The sequence below is a fragment of the Streptomyces fungicidicus genome (assembly GCF_003665435.1).
Taxonomy (GTDB): Bacteria; Actinomycetota; Actinomycetes; order Streptomycetales; family Streptomycetaceae; genus Streptomyces; species Streptomyces fungicidicus.
Genome location: NZ_CP023407.1, coordinates 5,179,528 through 5,195,407, shown reverse-complemented (window position 1 = coordinate 5,195,407; position 15,880 = coordinate 5,179,528). Strand labels below are relative to the sequence as shown.

The 15,880-nt window shown below is 70.8% G+C and carries 16 protein-coding genes and 1 riboswitch; of the genes, 13 read left to right on the top strand and 3 right to left on the bottom strand.

Going from position 1 to position 15,880, the window contains the following annotated elements; translation table 11 throughout:
• Positions 1 to 32 precede the first annotated feature (32 nt).
• The 3 genes from CNQ36_RS23870 (at position 33) to CNQ36_RS23860 (ending at position 2,120) form a co-directional block, all read left to right on the top strand.
• Entirely contained in the window at positions 33 to 293 is a 261-nt protein-coding gene (locus tag CNQ36_RS23870; protein WP_004925823.1) for a UBP-type zinc finger domain-containing protein, read from the top strand.
• 256 nt (positions 294 to 549) lie between these two features.
• On the top strand, positions 550 to 963 hold the full coding sequence (locus CNQ36_RS23865; protein ID WP_004925829.1) for an ATP-binding protein: 414 nt from the start codon (positions 550 to 552) through the stop codon (positions 961 to 963).
• A gap of 17 nt (positions 964 to 980) precedes the next feature.
• Positions 981 to 2,120: an RNA polymerase sigma factor SigF gene (locus CNQ36_RS23860; RefSeq protein WP_163013434.1), complete on the top strand. Its 1,140-nt coding sequence runs from the start codon at positions 981 to 983 to the stop codon at positions 2,118 to 2,120.
• Between the two features lie 12 nt (positions 2,121 to 2,132).
• On the opposite strand, the gene CNQ36_RS23855 is transcribed toward CNQ36_RS23860, so the two are convergent.
• Positions 2,133 to 2,582: a hypothetical protein gene (locus CNQ36_RS23855; RefSeq protein WP_004925835.1), complete on the bottom strand. Its 450-nt coding sequence runs from the start codon at positions 2,580 to 2,582 to the stop codon at positions 2,133 to 2,135.
• Between the two features lie 118 nt (positions 2,583 to 2,700).
• Here CNQ36_RS23855 and CNQ36_RS23850 point away from each other — a divergent pair, with 118 nt between their 5' ends.
• Positions 2,701 to 3,669 (top strand): diacylglycerol/lipid kinase family protein, encoded by a 969-nt coding sequence (locus tag CNQ36_RS23850; RefSeq protein ID WP_040906154.1) that lies wholly within the window; start codon positions 2,701 to 2,703, stop codon positions 3,667 to 3,669.
• Positions 3,670 to 3,987: 318 nt separating this feature from the next.
• Entirely contained in the window at positions 3,988 to 4,245 is a 258-nt protein-coding gene (locus CNQ36_RS23845; protein ID WP_003992873.1) for a WhiB family transcriptional regulator, read from the top strand.
• Positions 4,246 to 4,448: 203 nt separating this feature from the next.
• Here the strand turns inward: CNQ36_RS23845 and CNQ36_RS23840 are convergent, their stop codons facing one another.
• The gene (locus tag CNQ36_RS23840) at positions 4,449 to 5,924 is read right to left on the bottom strand and encodes a sensor histidine kinase (protein ID WP_004925859.1); all 1,476 of its coding nucleotides are present in this window, start codon (positions 5,922 to 5,924) and stop codon (positions 4,449 to 4,451) included.
• A gap of 524 nt (positions 5,925 to 6,448) precedes the next feature.
• Between CNQ36_RS23840 and nagB the strand changes: the two genes are divergently transcribed.
• The 7 genes from nagB (at position 6,449) to CNQ36_RS23805 (ending at position 14,544) form a co-directional block, all read left to right on the top strand.
• Positions 6,449 to 7,234: a glucosamine-6-phosphate deaminase gene (gene nagB, locus CNQ36_RS23835; RefSeq protein ID WP_121547475.1), complete on the top strand. Its 786-nt coding sequence runs from the start codon at positions 6,449 to 6,451 to the stop codon at positions 7,232 to 7,234.
• Between the two features lie 189 nt (positions 7,235 to 7,423).
• A complete protein-coding gene (locus CNQ36_RS23830) occupies positions 7,424 to 8,188 on the top strand; it encodes a GntR family transcriptional regulator (RefSeq protein ID WP_004925868.1) in 765 nt (254 codons plus the stop codon).
• A gap of 209 nt (positions 8,189 to 8,397) precedes the next feature.
• Positions 8,398 to 8,664, top strand: a complete 267-nt coding sequence (locus CNQ36_RS23825) for a DUF3311 domain-containing protein (RefSeq protein ID WP_004925869.1) — start codon at positions 8,398 to 8,400, stop codon at positions 8,662 to 8,664.
• Positions 8,661 to 10,289, top strand: coding sequence for a monocarboxylate uptake permease MctP (mctP, locus tag CNQ36_RS23820; RefSeq protein ID WP_040906157.1), 1,629 nt, complete (start codon positions 8,661 to 8,663; stop codon positions 10,287 to 10,289). Before CNQ36_RS23825 ends, mctP begins: the two co-directional genes overlap by 4 nt.
• A 77-nt stretch (positions 10,290 to 10,366) precedes the next feature.
• Positions 10,367 to 10,873, top strand: coding sequence for a GNAT family N-acetyltransferase (locus CNQ36_RS23815; RefSeq protein ID WP_121547474.1), 507 nt, complete (start codon positions 10,367 to 10,369; stop codon positions 10,871 to 10,873).
• Positions 10,874 to 10,888: 15 nt separating this feature from the next.
• Positions 10,889 to 11,048: riboswitch (cobalamin riboswitch) on the top strand.
• 122 nt (positions 11,049 to 11,170) lie between these two features.
• Complete coding sequence (locus tag CNQ36_RS23810) at positions 11,171 to 13,537, top strand: ribonucleoside-diphosphate reductase subunit alpha (RefSeq protein WP_121547473.1); 2,367 nt, start codon at positions 11,171 to 11,173, stop codon at positions 13,535 to 13,537.
• Between the two features lie 50 nt (positions 13,538 to 13,587).
• Positions 13,588 to 14,544, top strand: a complete 957-nt coding sequence (locus CNQ36_RS23805; protein ID WP_228313150.1) for a ribonucleotide-diphosphate reductase subunit beta — start codon at positions 13,588 to 13,590, stop codon at positions 14,542 to 14,544.
• A gap of 30 nt (positions 14,545 to 14,574) precedes the next feature.
• Here CNQ36_RS23805 and CNQ36_RS23800 read toward each other — a convergent pair whose 3' ends face one another.
• On the bottom strand, positions 14,575 to 14,814 hold the full coding sequence (locus tag CNQ36_RS23800; RefSeq protein WP_121547472.1) for a hypothetical protein: 240 nt from the start codon (positions 14,812 to 14,814) through the stop codon (positions 14,575 to 14,577).
• Between the two features lie 93 nt (positions 14,815 to 14,907).
• Between CNQ36_RS23800 and CNQ36_RS23795 the strand changes: the two genes are divergently transcribed.
• A complete protein-coding gene (locus CNQ36_RS23795) occupies positions 14,908 to 15,870 on the top strand; it encodes a helix-turn-helix domain-containing protein (protein ID WP_121547471.1) in 963 nt (320 codons plus the stop codon).
• Positions 15,871 to 15,880 lie beyond the last annotated feature (10 nt).

The window sequence follows — 15,880 nt, the reverse complement described above, 5'->3', positions numbered from 1 at the left end:
GTCTCCCGCTCGGGCGTCGTAATCTGGCAATCATGAAACAGTGCACGCACGCCGCCGCGCTGCCGCACCCGGAACCCGTCCCGCTCGGTGAGACGTGTCCGGAGTGTCTGCGGGACGGCACCGATCCGGTGCAGCTGCGCCTCTGCCTCACCTGCGGGCACGTCGGGTGCTGCGACTCCTCGCCGAAACGGCACGCCACGGAGCACCACCGGGAAACCGGCCACCCCGTGATGCGGACCCACGAGCCGGGCGAGGACTGGCGCTGGTGCTTCGTCGATCACGTACTCGTGTGACCCGGAGCGACCCCGGTGCCGGACGGTTCGACCGTCTGACGTCTGGGTACGTCAATCCGGCGCGCGCTCTTCCCATTTGGGAGCCGCAGACCCCTAGCCACGGAGCGTATTCATAGTTTTACTATGAGTGACACCATGTGGTCGGGGTCCCGGGACAGGACCGCCGGGAGCGCGATAGCGTCACCGCTGAACCACGTAGCGCGTTACCCGGGAGCGACCCGGGCCCTGAAACGCTTGTACCACCTTGGAGGTGAGGGTGTCCCAGATCGCAGGCGAGCCCGCGACCCAGGACTTCGTCGAAGTCCGGCTGCCGGCCGCGGGGGCCTACCTGTCGGTGCTGCGTACGGCCACGGCCGGCCTCGCGGCCCGTTTGGACTTCACCCTCGACGAGATCGAGGACCTGCGCATCGCGGTCGACGAGGCCTGCGCGATCCTGCTTCAGCAGGCCGTGCCGGGATCGGTGCTCAGCTGTGTGTTCCGGCTCGTCGACGACTCGCTGGAGGTCACCGTCTCGGCGCCGACCACGGACGGTCACGCCCCTTCGCGGGACACCTTCGCCTGGACCGTCCTGTCCGCGCTCGCGGGCAAGGTCTCCTCCGCCGTGGACGAGGACAAGACCGTGTCGATCAGCCTCTACAAACAGCGCGGCGCGGGACCCGGGCCGGCGTGAGGAGCGAGGACGGGCCGGTGCGGGACGACGAACGCGGCACACGGGAGATGCCGGCCGAGCGCGTGCCGGACGGCATCGACGGCATCCCCGAGCAGGCCCGGCCGCATCCGGAGGACGACTCCGCGGAGGCGGGCCCGCCGGGCGGCGGGCAGCCCGGCGGCGCCGTGCGGAGCGCGCCCCCGGCCGGACCGGCCGGGGGCGCTCCGGGCCATGGGGGCGCCCCCGCCCCGGCGAAGCCGGCGACCGGGGACGAGGCGAGCGCTCGGGGAAGGGCGACGGGCGGGACGATGAGCGAGCACGAGCGACACGCCGAGGACGAGACGCCGCGGGCGCCCGCCGCCCGGGGCGCGCGGAGCACCCCCGGCGCACCGGCCGGCCAGGGCGGGCACGCGCACCACGACCCGCGGGACCGCAGTGGGGCACGCGCCCTGTTCCTCGAGCTGCGCACGCTGCAGGACGGCACTCCCGAGTACGCGGAGCTGCGCAACCGCCTGGTGCGCATGCACCTCCCGCTCGTCGAGCATCTCGCGCGCCGCTTCCGCAACCGCGGCGAGCCGCTGGACGACCTCACCCAGGTCGCCACCATCGGGCTGATCAAGTCGGTCGACCGCTTCGACCCGGACCGGGGCGTGGAGTTCTCGACCTACGCCACCCCGACGGTCGTCGGTGAGATCAAGCGGCACTTCCGCGACAAGGGCTGGGCGGTGCGGGTGCCGCGCCGGCTCCAGGAGCTGCGGCTGGCGCTCACCACGGCCACGGCGGAGCTCTCCCAGCTGCACGGCCGCTCCCCCACGGTGCACGAGCTGGCCGAGAAGCTGGCCATCTCGGAGGAGGAGGTCCTGGAGGGCCTCGAGTCCGCGAACGCGTACTCGACGCTGTCCCTGGACGTCCCCGACACCGACGACGAGTCCCCGGCGGTCGCCGACACCCTCGGCGCCGAGGACGAGGCGCTGGAGGGCGTGGAGTACCGGGAGTCGCTCAAGCCGCTGCTGGAGGACCTGCCGCCGCGCGAGAAGCGGATCCTGCTGCTGCGCTTCTTCGGCAACATGACCCAGTCGCAGATCGCGCAGGAGGTCGGCATCTCGCAGATGCACGTCTCCCGGCTGCTGGCCCGCACCCTGGCCCAGCTGCGGGAGAAGCTGCTCGTGGAGGAGTGACCCGGAGCGGCGCTACTTCCCGGCGTTCCCGGGTCCCCGGATTCCGAGGGCCCGGGTCGTCTCGGGATTGATCAGCAGGACGAGCGCCGTGACGGCCACGACGGCGAGCACGATGCCGGCCGGGATGGCCACGCCGTCGGACCGCAGCATGTTGTAGGCCACCGGCAGCGCCATGAGCTGTGTGATCACGGCGGGACCGCGGCTCCAGCTCCGCCGGGCGAACAGTCCCCGCGCGGCGAGCAGCGGCAGCAGCGCGAGCGCGATCAGCGTCACCCCGCCGGTGACGGCCTGCTGCCGGTCGTCCGGTTCGCCCGTGATGCCGAGAACCAGCATCCACACCCCGCCGGCCACCAGCGCCAGCCCCTCCAGGGCGGCCAGCGCCGCGGCGTAGCTCAGCCGGCGTGGGCGGGGGCCGGTGGTCGTGGCGTCCGGGGCGGTCGTGGAGGTCTGCTCACTGCTCACCCCAGAAGGGTAGCCCTCGTCGTGCGCGCCTCCCGTGCCGAGGTTCACGCCCCCGGGCCCCGCCCTCCGCCACCGTCCCGGTCTGGACAGGTACCGCTCAGTAGGTACCCTGCACGTCATGCGCGCACTTCTCGTGATCAACCCGGCGGCCACCACCACCAGTGCGCGCACGCGCGATGTGCTGATCCACGCCCTCGCCAGCGAGATGAAGCTGGAGGCGGTCACCACCGAGTACCGCGGGCACGCGCGCGACCTCGGCCGGCAGGCCGCGGAGAGCGAGGACATAGACCTGGTGGTGGCCCTCGGCGGCGACGGCACGGTCAACGAGGTGGTCAACGGGCTGCTGCACGCGGGCCCCGACCCGGAGCACCTGCCCGGCCTCGCCGTGGTCCCCGGCGGCTCCACCAACGTCTTCGCCCGCGCGCTGGGTCTTCCCAACCAGCCCGTGGAGGCAACCGGCGTCCTGCTGGACGCGCTGCGCGAGGGCCGCGAGCGCACCGTCGGCCTGGGGCTGACCTCGGGCACGCCGGGTTCGGAGGACGAGGCCGTGCCGGCCCGCTGGTTCACCTTCAACGCCGGACTGGGCTTCGACGCCGGAGTGGTCGGCCGGGTGGAGCAGCACCGGGAGCGCGGCAGGAAGTCCACCCACGCGCTGTACATGCGACAGGTCGTCCGTCAACTGCTCGGGGAGCCGCACCGCAGGCGCGGGATGATCACCCTGGAACACCCGGACGAGGAGCCGGTCAGGGATCTGGTGCTCTCCATAGTGTCGAACACCTCACCGTGGACGTTTCTCGGCAATCGCCCGATCTACGCGTCACCTAAGGCCTCGTTCGATACGGGCCTCGATCTCTTCGGTCTGAGCCGGATGTCGACCGCCGCGGTTGCCCGGTATGGCACCCAGTTGCTCACTTCGTCCCCGGAGCGCGGACCCCGTGGCAGGCATGCCGTCTCCCGGCACGATCTGACCCGCTTCACCTTGCATTCGAAGGTGCCGCTCCCCCTCCAGATGGACGGTGACCACCTGGGGCTGCGAACCAGCGTGACGTTCACAGGCGTACGCCGTGCACTGCGTGTGATTGTGTGAGCAGAAAGGGCCAAAGTCCTTTCACTCGAACGTTTAGGCCAGGGTCCACCCCATGGAAGTACGGCTGTGACCTAGTCGACACCGAAGAATCAAAAAAAACTTTTCGGAAGGGGTTGTATCCGCCGCCGAGGTTTGCGAGTCTCTACATGGCGATCGGGACGGCCCGCAACACCGGCCTCAACAGATCACCGGAACCCCTCTTCAAACCCAAGGACCACACCAGGGAACCTGGCAGTCGGCCCTTCCCTTGTTGAGGGATTCGTGAAAGCGTTCACATTCACAAGCACATGCAAGTCATACCAAGGAGAGGTAGCAGCCATGGACTGGCGTCACAACGCCGTTTGCCGCGAGGAAGACCCCGAGCTCTTCTTCCCCATCGGCAACACCGGTCCCGCGCTGCTGCAGATCGAGGAAGCCAAGGCCGTCTGCCGTCGCTGCCCGGTGATCGAGCAGTGCCTGCAGTGGGCGCTCGAGTCCGGTCAGGACTCCGGCGTCTGGGGTGGTCTCAGCGAGGACGAGCGTCGCGCGATGAAGCGCCGCGCCGCCCGCAACCGGGCCCGTCAGGCCTCCGCCTGACACCCTGCCCCTGCTGCTGACAGCCTGAGCTTGGCGGCGCGTGCACCGCGCACGCATCTCCCGCCCCGAGCCGCAGCGCGCGATTCCCCCCGAGCACACTCGCTCGCGCGGAGGAACCGAAGCAACGAGCATCAGCCCCGGACCGCATCCCGGTCCGGGGCCTTTTGCTGTCCCGCTGCGCTTCCGCCGTTCCGCGCGTCCGGCTAACTGTCCGACTGCACCGGGATGTCCAGGATCACCCTGGTCCCCCGCTCCGGGGCCGGCACCATGTCGAAGGTGCCGCCCAACTCGCCCTCCACCAGGGTCCGCACGATCTGCAGCCCGAGGTTGCCCGCGGTGTGCGGGTCGAAGCCGGCGGGCAGACCCACGCCGTCGTCCTGCACGGTGACCAGCAGACGGGTCTCCTTGGTACTGCCGCCCCGGACCGCGGAGACCTCGACCGTGCCGGTCTCGCCCTCGCGAAAGCCGTGTTCCAGGGCGTTCTGCAGCACTTCGGTCAGCACCATCGACAGCGGAGTGGCGACCTCGGCGTCGAGTATCCCGAAGCGGCCGGAGCGGTGGCCGGTCACCTTGCCCGGGGAGATCTCGGCGACCATCGCGAGGACGCGGTCGGCGATCTCGTCGAACTCCACCCGCTCGTCCAGGTTCTGAGACAGCGTCTCGTGCACGATCGCGATGGAGCCGACCCGGCGCACCGCCTCCTCCAGCGCCGCACGGCCGCGCTCGGACCCGATACGGCGGGCCTGGAGCCGCAGCAGCGCCGCCACCGTCTGGAGGTTGTTCTTCACCCGGTGGTGGATCTCCCGGATGGTGGCGTCCTTGGTGATCAACTCGCGTTCGCGGCGGCGGAGTTCGGTGACGTCGCGGAGCAGGACCAGGGAGCCGATACGGGTGCCCTTGGGCTTGAGCGGGATCGCCCGGAACTGGATCACCCCGTCGTTCGCCTCGATCTCGAACTCGCGCGGCGCCCAGCCGCTGGCCACCTTGGCCAGCGCCTCGTCCACCGGCCCACGGGAGGGGGCAAGTTCGGCGGTGGTCCGGCCGAGGTGATGTCCCACCAGGTCGGCGGCGAGCCCCATGCGGTGGTACGCCGACAGGGCGTTCGGGGAGGCGTACTGCACGATGCCGTCGGCGTCGACCCGGATCAGCCCGTCGCCGGCGCGCGGCGAGGCGTCCATCTCGAGCTGCTGGTTCGCGAACGGGAAGGATCCGGCCGCGATCATCTGCGCCAGGTCGGAGGCGCTCTGGAGGTAGGTGAGCTCCAGCCTGCTCGGGGTGCGCACGGTAAGGAGGTTGGTGTTGCGCGCGATCACCCCGAGGACGCGCCCCTCGCGCCGCACGGGGATGGACTCCACCCGGACGGGGACCTCCTCGCGCCACTCCGGGTCCCCCTCGCGCACGATCCGGCCCTCGTCCAGGGCGGCGTCGAGCATGGGCCGGCGCCCGCGCGGGACGAGGTGGCCGACCATGTCGTCCTGGTACGAGGTCGGGCCGGTGTTCGGCCGCATCTGGGCGACGGAGACATAGCGGGTGCCGTCACGGGTGGGGACCCACAGGACCAGGTCGGCGAAGGACAGGTCGGAGAGCAGCTGCCACTCCGAGACCAGCAGGTGGAGCCACTCGAGATCGGTGTCGTCGAGGGCGGTGTGCTGGCGTACGAGTTCGTTCATGGAGGGCACGTCAGCGAGCGTACCCGGCGGTCCGCGGGGCCCCGAAACACCCGCGGGCCGCGGCGCCTGAGAGGGACCCTCAACCCTCCCGGCACCGCAGCCCGGAGCAATATCGGCCGTGGGGTGTGCGGTCCCGGTCGGCCGAGGGACGAGGAGCCGGGGCAGTCAGGGCAGAGAGCTCCGGTTCCTCGGTTCCGCCTTCCTGTGCGGGGAAGGCAGGCTTGTGTCGTGTCCTGCTACGCCATTGTGGACTAGACCACTGTCCGTGTAAATGCGTGGAACACCGTTGGTTTCTGTCGCTTCGCGGTCCGCCGTCGCACCGCCGCCCGTGCGGGCGCGCGCGGGCGTTCCGTCAGGCAGCCTAACCCGCCCGCTTCCCGTGCGGGGCCGGTCGTGCGCGGCAATTTCGGGGAGCGGCCCCGGCGCCCGCTCTGTTAGATTGAGATTGGTCTAAACCACATTGCGCCACACCCGGACCCGCGTCCCTCGGGTCCCCGTCCCAGTCGAGTTCCCTGAAGATCGGCAGGCCCACCGTGGAAGTTGTCATCGTTGCGGACGCCAAGGCGGGCGGCGAGCTCATCGCCGATGCCATGGCCGCGCTCCTGCGGCGCAAGCCCGACGCGCTGCTGGGGGTGGCGACCGGTTCGACCCCGCTGCCCGTCTACCAGGCACTGGCGGCCGGGGTGAGCTCCGGAGCGGTGGACGCCTCCAAGGCCCGGATCGCCCAGCTCGACGAGTACGTGGGACTGCCCGCCGACCACCCCGAGTCCTACAGTTCCGTGCTCCGGCGCGAGGTGCTGGAGCCGCTCGGCATCGGGATGGACGCCTTCATGGGCCCGGACGGCACCGCCGAGGACGTGCAGGGCGCCTGCGAGGCGTACGACCGGGAGCTCGCCGAGGCCGGCGGCGTGGACCTCCAGCTGCTCGGCATCGGCACGGACGGGCACATCGGGTTCAACGAGCCGTGCTCCTCGCTCGCCTCGCGCACCCGCATCAAGACCCTGACCGAGCAGACCCGGGTGGACAACGCGCGCTTCTTCGACGGCGACATCGGCCAGGTCCCGCACCACGTCATCACCCAGGGCATCGGCACCATCCTGGAGGCACGCCACCTGGTGCTGCTCGCCACCGGCGAGGGCAAGGCGGACGCGGTCGCCGCGACCGTCGAGGGACCGGTGGCGGCGGTGTGCCCGGCCTCCGCGCTCCAGCTGCACCCGCACGCCACGGTGGTCGTCGACGAGGCCGCCGCCTCCAAGCTGAAGCTCGCCGACTACTTCCGGCACACCTACGCGAACAAGCCGGACTGGCAGGGCATCTGAGCACGCGTTCCGGGGGCGGGCGGCGGTGACGGCCGACCTGCCGTGGACTAGACCAGCCTCGGTCGCAGGGGTATACAAAGGGGATCACGGAGCGTGCGGGGCACACCCCCGCCCCGAGCCGTGCCACGATGTCAGCCGTGGCCGATGGGGATGTCGGTCGTTCGTCACCCGGAGCCGGGAAGGCAGAGCATGAGCACCGACGTCAGCAGTGCGGCGAACGAGGGCGGTACCGCGGTCCGTACGGCGCGTGTGCCCAAGTACTACCGGCTGAAGAAGCACCTGCTCGACATGACCGAGACGGCGCCGCCCGGCACCCCGGTCCCGCCCGAACGCACCCTGGCCGCCGAGTTCGACACCTCGCGCACCACCGTGCGCCAGGCGCTCCAGGAGCTGGTGGTCGAGGGGCGTCTGGAGCGCATCCAGGGCAAGGGCACCTTCGTCGCCAAGCCCAAGGTGTCCCAGGCGCTCCAGCTCACCTCGTACACCGAGGACATGCGCGCCCAGGGGCTGGAGCCGACCTCCCAGCTGCTGGACCTCGGGTACATCACCGCCGACGACCGGCTCGCCGGGCTGCTGGACATCACCCCCGGCGGACGGGTGCTGCGCATCGAGCGGCTCCGCATGGCCAACGGTGAGCCGATGGCCATCGAGACCACCCATCTGAGCGCGAAGCGCTTCCCCGCGCTGCGCCGCAGCCTGACGAAGTACACCTCCCTCTACACCGCCCTCGCCGAGGTGTACGACGTCCGTCTCGCGGAGGCCGAGGAGACCATCGAGACGTCCCTGGCGACCCCGCGCGAGGCCGGCCTGCTCGGCACCGACGTCGGTCTGCCGATGCTGATGCTGTCCCGGCACTCGCGGGACCGTGACGGACAGCCGGTGGAGTGGGTGCGGTCGGTGTACCGCGGTGACCGGTACAAGTTCGTCGCGCGTCTGAAGCGCCCCCAGGACTGAACCGGGCCCGGCACGGCCGGTCCGCGCCCGGACCCGGCCCGCAAAACCCGACGAAGCGGGCGGTTGACAGGAATTTCGTTGCTGTTGCCTCTCGGTTGGGCGGCGCCTGGGTACCGCTGTCCGGACGAGGGGTTACGACCGCGCCGCGCCCTGACCTAGATTTCCTGCGCATTACCGCCGGTGATCAGTGAGGGGACGGGAGCCGTCAGATGTCACAAGCCCCAGAAACCAGAGAAGGGCCGGTGGTGACGCCCGTGCGCGTCGTCATCGCCCTCTGTCTCGTCGCACCGTTCGTGGCCATGCTGTGGGTCGGGTCCTACGCCAAGACCGACCCGGTGTTCATCGGCATCCCGTTCTTCTACTGGTACCAGATGCTGTGGGTGCTGCTGTCCACCGCGCTGACCATGATCGCGTACAAGCTGTGGCAGCGTGACCAGCGCGCCCGCTCCGCCGCGAAGGGCGGTGCGTCGCAGTGAACGACGGCGTGAACGGCGTGGCACTCGCCGTCTTCATCTTCTTCTTCCTGCTGGTCACGGCGATGGGCTTCATGGCCTCGCGGTGGCGCAAGGCCGAGAACGAGCACAGCCTCGACGAGTGGGGTCTGGGCGGGCGGTCCTTCGGGACCTGGGTCACCTGGTTCCTGCTGGGCGGCGACCTGTACACCGCGTACACCTTCGTGGCCGTGCCGGCGGCGATCTACGCGGCGGGCGCGGCGGGCTTCTTCGCGGTGCCGTACACGATCCTGGTGTACCCGCTGATCTTCACCTTCCTGCCCCGGCTCTGGTCGGTGTCGCACAAGCACGGCTATGTGACGACGTCGGACTTCGTGCGCGGCCGGTTCGGCTCGAAGGGGCTGTCGCTGGCCGTCGCGGTCACCGGCATCCTGGCTACGATGCCGTACATCGCGCTCCAGCTGGTCGGCATCCAGGCGGTGCTGGACGTGATGGGCGTCGGCGGCGGCGAGGACACCAACTGGTTCATCAAGGACCTGCCGCTGCTGATCGCCTTCGGTGTGCTGGCGGCGTACACGTACTCGTCCGGTCTGCGGGCCCCCGCGCTGATCGCATTCGTCAAGGACACGCTGATCTACCTGGTGATCGCGGTGGCGATCATCTACATCCCGATCAAGCTGGGCGGCTTCGACGAGATCTTCGCCAGGGCGAGCGAGGCGTACAGCGAGACCAACCCGGCCACGGGCGCGCCGCGCGGCGCGACGGTGCCGGGCGAGGCTGGCCAGTGGACGTACGCCACGCTGGCGCTCGGCTCGGCGCTCGCGCTGTTCATGTACCCGCACTCGATCACCGCGACGCTGTCCTCGCGCAGCCGTGAGGTGATCCGCCGCAACACCACGATCCTGCCGCTGTACTCGCTGATGCTGGGCCTGCTGGCGCTGCTCGGCTTCATGGCGATCGCGGCCGGGGTCAAGGTCAGCAACGGTCAGCTGGCGATCCCCCAGCTGTTCGAGAACATGTTCCCCGACTGGTTCGCGGGCGTGGCCTTCGCGGCGATCGGCATCGGCGCGCTGGTGCCGGCGGCGATCATGTCGATCGCGGCGGCGAACCTGTTCACCCGCAACATCTACAAGGACTTCCTCAAGCCGGACGCGACACCGAAGCAGGAGACCCAGGTCTCCAAGATCGTGTCCCTGCTGGTGAAGGTGGGCGCGCTGGTCTTCGTCCTGACCATGGACAAGACGGTCGCGATCAACTTCCAGCTGCTGGGCGGCATCTGGATCCTGCAGACGTTCCCGGCGCTGGTGGGCGGCCTGTTCACCCGCTGGTTCCACCGCTGGGCGCTGATCGGCGGCTGGGCGGTCGGCATGGTCTACGGCACGGTCGCCGCGTACGGGGTGGCCTCGCCCACCCAGAAGCACTTCGGCGGGTCGTCGAAGGAGATCCCGGGCATCGGCGAGATCGGCTACATCGGTCTCACCGCCTTCGTGATCAACGTCCTGGTCACGGTCGTGCTGACCTTCGTGATGCGGGCCGTGAAGGCGCCCGACGGCGTCGACGAGACCAAGCCGCAGGACTACACGGCGGACGCGGGCGACCCCGGTGTCCAGGTGGAGCTCCCGCCGGCCACGGCGGGCAGCTCGCACTGACGCCGTACGCACCAAGCAGCGGGCCGCCGGAGAAATCCGGCGGCCCGCTGCCGTCCCCGTCCGGCACACTCCCCCTCATGGACATCGTCATCCGGCCGGTGGAACCCGGCGAGCACGGGGAACTCGGTGAGATCACCGCGGGGGCCTACCTGCGGGACGGCCTCCTCGACTTCGGGGAGAGCGACGCGTACCTCGGTGAGCTGAGGGACGTGGCGAAACGGGCGGCCGCCGCCGAGGTGCTGGTCGCCGTGGAGAACGGCGCGCTGCTGGGCGGCGTCACCTTCGTGCCGGCCGGCGGGCCGATGGCCGACATAGCGGGGCCGGGTGAGGCGGAGATCCGGATGCTCGCGGTGGCCCGCGCGGCCCGGGGCCGCGGTGCCGGGGAGGCCCTGGTGCGCGCCTGCCTCGGCCGGGCGCGGTCCGTCGAGGGCTGTGTCCGGGTCGTGCTGTCGACGCAGCGCACCATGCGCTCGGCCCACCGCCTCTACGAACGGCTGGGTTTCACCCGCAGCCCGGAGCGCGACTGGAACCCCCTGCCGGAGCTGGACGACATCACTCTGCTCACTTATGAGTTGACGCTCTGACACGTCCGCGACACAACATATGGGGTTGCTGGCGGCACCCGGCACAAGATGTATGCTCATGCTCGCTGTCGCCGCAGGGGAATCCGGTGTGAGTCCGGAACTGTCCCGCAACGGTGTACCCATGCCCGCGTGCATGGGCGTCAGTCCGAGGACCTGCCGACAGTGCGCCCGGCCGTCCGGTCCGGGTGTCTGACGTCCGGGCCTCGCGGAATGGGCCGGTGGACGCGAGGCCGTGTGCGCTCGTGTACTGCCCCCTGCGCTCTTCGAGGCCCCGTGCCGAGCGAGGGAGAGCCCCACGTGACCATCGCGCCAGCCGATCCGGCTTCAGCGGTCGACGTGACCCCGGAGAGCGACGGCCCCGGTGCCGCGCTGCTGCGGACCCTGACCGAGCTGACCGCCGACCTGCCCGACGCCGACCCCGGCCGGGTCGCCGCCGCGGCGCTGCGCGGGCGGTCGGCCCGTGCCGACGAGGCGGAGCTGCGGGAACTCGCCACCGAGGCCGCGGCCGGTCTCATCTCCGAGGACCCGGCCTACTCCCGGCTCGCCGCCCGGCTGCTGACCATCGGCATCCGCGCCGAGGCCGCCTCGCAGGGCGTCACCTCGTTCACCGGCTCCGTGGCGACCGGACACCGCGAGGGTCTGATCGCCGACCGGACCGCCGCGTTCGTCCGGCTGCACGCCGAGCGTCTCGACGCGCTGGTCGACACCCGGGCCGACGACCGCTTCGGCTACTTCGGCCTGCGGACCCTGCACAGCCGCTACCTGCTGCGCCACCCGGTCACCCGCAAGGTGGTGGAGACGCCCCAGCACTTCCTGCTGCGGGTCGCCGCCGGTCTCGCGGAGGACGACGGCGCGCGGTCGGTGGACGAGGTCGCCGCGCTGTACGGGCTGATGAGCCGCCTGGACTACCTGCCCTCCTCCCCCGCCCTGTTCAACTCCGGCACCCGGCACCCGCAGATGTCGTCCTGCTACCTCCTGGACTCCCCCCTGGACGAACTGGACTCGATCTACGACCGCTACCACCAGGTCGCCCGCCTCTCGAAGCACGCCGGCGGCATCGGCCTGTCCTACTCCCGGATCCGCGCCCGGGGTTCGCTGATCCGCGGCACCAACGGGCACTCCAACGGCATCGTCCCGTTCCTGAAGACGCTGGACGCCTCGGTCGCCGCCGTGAACCAGGGCGGCCGGCGCAAGGGCGCGGCGGCGGTCTACCTGGAGACCTGGCACGCCGACATCGAGGAGTTCCTGGAGCTGCGCGACAACACCGGCGAGGACGCCCGCCGTACGCACAACCTGAACCTCGCGCACTGGGTGCCGGACGAGTTCATGCGCCGGGTGGACGCCGACGCGCCGTGGTCGCTGTTCTCCCCGGCCGACGTGCCCGGCCTGGTCGACCTGTGGGGCGAGGAGTTCGACGCGGCGTACCGGGCCGCGGAGGCGCAGGGCCTGGCCCGCAGGACGCTTCCGGCCCGCGAGCTGTACGGCCGGATGATGCGCACCCTGGCGCAGACCGGCAACGGCTGGATGACCTTCAAGGACACCGCCAACCGCACCGCCAACCAGACCGCCGAGCCGGGCCACGTCGTCCACTCGTCCAACCTGTGCACGGAGATCCTCGAGGTCACCGACGACGGGGAGACCGCGGTCTGCAACCTGGGGTCGGTCAACCTCGGCGCGTTCGTCGACCAGGCCGCCGGCGACCTCGACTGGGAGCGGCTGGACGAGACCGTCCGCACGGCCGTCACCTTCCTCGACCGGGTCGTGGACATCAACTACTACCCGACCGAGCAGGCGGGCCGCTCCAACGCCCGCTGGCGCCCGGTGGGTCTGGGCGCGATGGGCCTGCAGGACGTCCTCTTCCGGCTGCGGCTGCCCTTCGACTCGCCCGAGGCGAAGGCCCTGTCCACCCGGATCGCGGAGCGGATCATGCTCGCCGCGTACGAGACCTCCGCGGACCTCGCCGAGCGAAGCGGTCCGCTGCCCGCCTGGGAGAAGACCCGTACGGCCCGGGGCGTGCTGCACCCCGACCACTACGACACGGAGCTCACCTGGCCGGAGCGCTGGGCGGCGCTGCGGGCGCGGATCGCGGCCGTCGGGATGCGCAACTCGCTGCTCCTCGCGATCGCGCCCACCGCCACCATCGCGTCCATCGCCGGCGTGTACGAGTGCATCGAGCCGCAGGTGTCCAACCTGTTCAAGCGCGAGACGCTGTCCGGGGAGTTCCTCCAGGTCAACTCGTATCTGGTGGAGGACCTGAAGCGGCTGGGCGTGTGGGACGCGCGCACCCGTGAGGCGCTGCGCGAGGCGGGCGGCTCGGTGCAGGACTTCGCGTGGATCCCCGAGGACGTGCGGCGGCTGTACCGCACGGCGTGGGAGATCCCGCAGCGCGGTCTGATCGACATGGCCGCCGCCCGCACCCCGTTCCTCGACCAGGCCCAGTCGCTGAACCTGTTCCTGGAGACGCCGACCATCGGGAAGCTCTCCTCGATGTACGTCCATGCCTGGAAGCAGGGCCTGAAGACCACGTACTACCTGCGTTCCCGCCCGGCGACGCGGATCGCCCGGGCCGCGGCCCGCACCACCGTCCCCGTGCAGGCCGGCCCGGACCCCGAAGCGGTCGCCTGCTCCCTGGAAAACCCCGAGTCCTGCGAGGCCTGCCAGTGAAGACCACGAAGAACCTGCTCGACCCCGGCTTCGAGCTGACTCTCCGCCCCATGCGCTACCCCGACTTCTACGAGCGCTACCGGGACGCGATCAAGAACACCTGGCACGTGGAGGAGGTCGACCTTCACTCGGACGTCGCCGACCTCGCGAAGCTCAGCCCGGAGGAGCAGCACCTGATCGGGCGGCTGGTCGCGTTCTTCGCGACGGGCGACTCGATCGTGGCGAACAACCTGGTGCTGACGCTCTACAAGCACATCAACTCCCCCGAGGCGCGGCTGTACCTGTCGCGGCAGCTGTTCGAGGAGGCCGTGCACGTCCAGTTCTATCTGACGCTCCTCGACACCTATCTGCCCGACCCGGACGACCGGGCGGCGGCCTTCGCGGCCGTGGAGAACATCCCGTCCATCCGGGAGAAGGCCGAGTTCTGCTTCCGGTGGATGGACTCGGTGGAGAAGCTCGACCGGCTGGAGACCCAGGCCGACCGCCGCCGCTTCCTGCTCAACCTGATCTGCTTCGCGGCGTGCATCGAGGGGCTGTTCTTCTACGGCGCCTTCGCCTACGTCTACTGGTTCCGCGGCCGGGGCCTGCTGCACGGTCTGGCGACCGGCACCAACTGGGTGTTCCGCGACGAGACGATGCACATGTCCTTCGCCTTCGACGTGGTCGACACCGTGCGCAAGGAGGAGCCGGAGCTGTTCGACGAGCAGCTCGGGCAGCAGGTCACCGCCATGCTGCGGGAGGCCGTCGAGGCGGAGCTGCAGTTCGCGCGGGACCTGTGCGGTGACGGGCTGCCGGGGATGAACACCGAGTCGATGCGCCAGTACCTGGAGTGCGTCGCCGACCAGCGGCTGGTGCGGCTGGGCTTCGCTCCGGTGTACGGCTCGGAGAACCCGTTCTCCTTCATGGAGCTCCAGGGCGTCCAGGAGCTGACCAACTTCTTCGAGCGCCGGCCGTCCGCGTACCAGGTCGCCGTGGAGGGCACGGTCGACCTGGACGAGGACTTCTAGGCCGGGACGGTCCCGGGGGCCGCCCCGCCGTCACGCCGCGCGAGCGGTGCGACGCGGGGCGGCCCCCTTCGCCGGACGGCCGCCGGCCGGACGCGTCGCGGCCGGCGCGTCGCCGCGTTCGGCGGCGGCGTTCGCCGCCTCGGCCCGCCGGATCTGCCGGTCGGTCCGCCGCTCGTGGGCGATGCCGATCAGGGCCGGCAGGGTCATGAACAGGAACAGGCCGATCACGGCCACCATCGCGGTCAGTGCTTCACTCTGCGTCGTATCCATGGACACCACTGTCCCGCTCTACACCCCTTACCGGGAGTGGCAGTACTGCCGCACACCCTCGACTTACTGCCAACCGCACGGCAGACTGGGGCCATGCTCCGGAATGTGGCCGCCGTCCTCCTCGACGGTGTGAACCCCTTCGAACTCGGCGTCGTCTGCGAGGTGTTCGGCGTCGACCGCAGCGACGACGGGCTGCCGGTCTACGACTTCGCCGTCGCCTCGGCCGACGGCCCCGCGGTGCGCACCATCAACGGCTTCTCCCTCCAGGTCGCCCACGGTCTGGAGCGTCTGGAGACGGCGGACCTCATCGCCGTGCCCGCCGGCGCCGCCTACACCTCCCGGGAGTTCCCGCCCGGGATGCTGGACGCCCTGCGCCGGGGCGTGGACCGGGGCGCGCGGGTGCTCAGCGTCTGCTCCGGGGTGTTCGTGCTGGCCGCCGCCGGACTTCTCGACGGGCGGCGCGCCGCCGCCCACTGGAAGCACGCGGAGGAGCTGACCAGGCAGTACCCCCATCTGACCGTGGAACCCGATGTGCTGTACGTCGACGAGGACCCGGTGATCACCTCCGCGGGCACCGCCGCCGGCATCGACGCCTGTCTGCACCTGGTGCGCAAGGAGCAGGGCCCGGAGGTGGCCAACAGGATCGCCCGCCGCATGGTGGTGCCCCCGCACCGCGACGGCGGGCAGGCCCAGTACATCGAGCGCCCGCTGCCGGTGTCCGGGGGCGACACCGTCTCCGGGGTGCTGGTGTGGATGGAGCGGCACCTCGACGAGGAGACCACCGTCGAACAGCTCGCCGCCCGCGCCCACATGTCCCCGCGCACCTTCGCCCGCCGCTTCCAGCAGGAGACCGGCACCACTCCCTACCGCTGGATCCTGCGTCAGCGGGTGCTGCTGGCCCAGCACCTGCTGGAGGCGACGGACGAGACGGTGGACGCGGTCGCGGGCCGCACCGGCTTCGGCAACGCGGCGGCGCTGCGCCACCACTTCGTGCGTGCCGTCGGCACGACCCCGCACGCCTACCGGCGCACGTTCAGGGGCCCCCAGGCCGCCTGAACGCGCGCCG

Bases quoted from the DNA above. Each gene is read 5' to 3' on its own strand.
- CNQ36_RS23870 (WP_004925823.1), top strand. From the start codon at position 33: ATGAAACAGTGCACGCACGCCGCCGCGCTGCCGCACCCGGAACCCGTC.
- CNQ36_RS23850 (WP_040906154.1), top strand. From the start codon at position 2,701: ATGCGCGCACTTCTCGTGATCAACCCGGCGGCCACCACCACCAGTGCG.
- CNQ36_RS23845 (WP_003992873.1), top strand. From the start codon at position 3,988: ATGGACTGGCGTCACAACGCCGTTTGCCGCGAGGAAGACCCCGAGCTC.
- CNQ36_RS23830 (WP_004925868.1), top strand. From the start codon at position 7,424: ATGAGCACCGACGTCAGCAGTGCGGCGAACGAGGGCGGTACCGCGGTC.
- CNQ36_RS23825 (WP_004925869.1), top strand. From the start codon at position 8,398: ATGTCACAAGCCCCAGAAACCAGAGAAGGGCCGGTGGTGACGCCCGTG.
- CNQ36_RS23815 (WP_121547474.1), top strand. From the start codon at position 10,367: ATGGACATCGTCATCCGGCCGGTGGAACCCGGCGAGCACGGGGAACTC.
- CNQ36_RS23805 (WP_228313150.1), top strand. From the start codon at position 13,588: ATGCGCTACCCCGACTTCTACGAGCGCTACCGGGACGCGATCAAGAAC.
- CNQ36_RS23800 (WP_121547472.1), bottom strand. From the start codon at position 14,814: ATGGATACGACGCAGAGTGAAGCACTGACCGCGATGGTGGCCGTGATC.
- CNQ36_RS23795 (WP_121547471.1), top strand. From the start codon at position 14,908: ATGCTCCGGAATGTGGCCGCCGTCCTCCTCGACGGTGTGAACCCCTTC.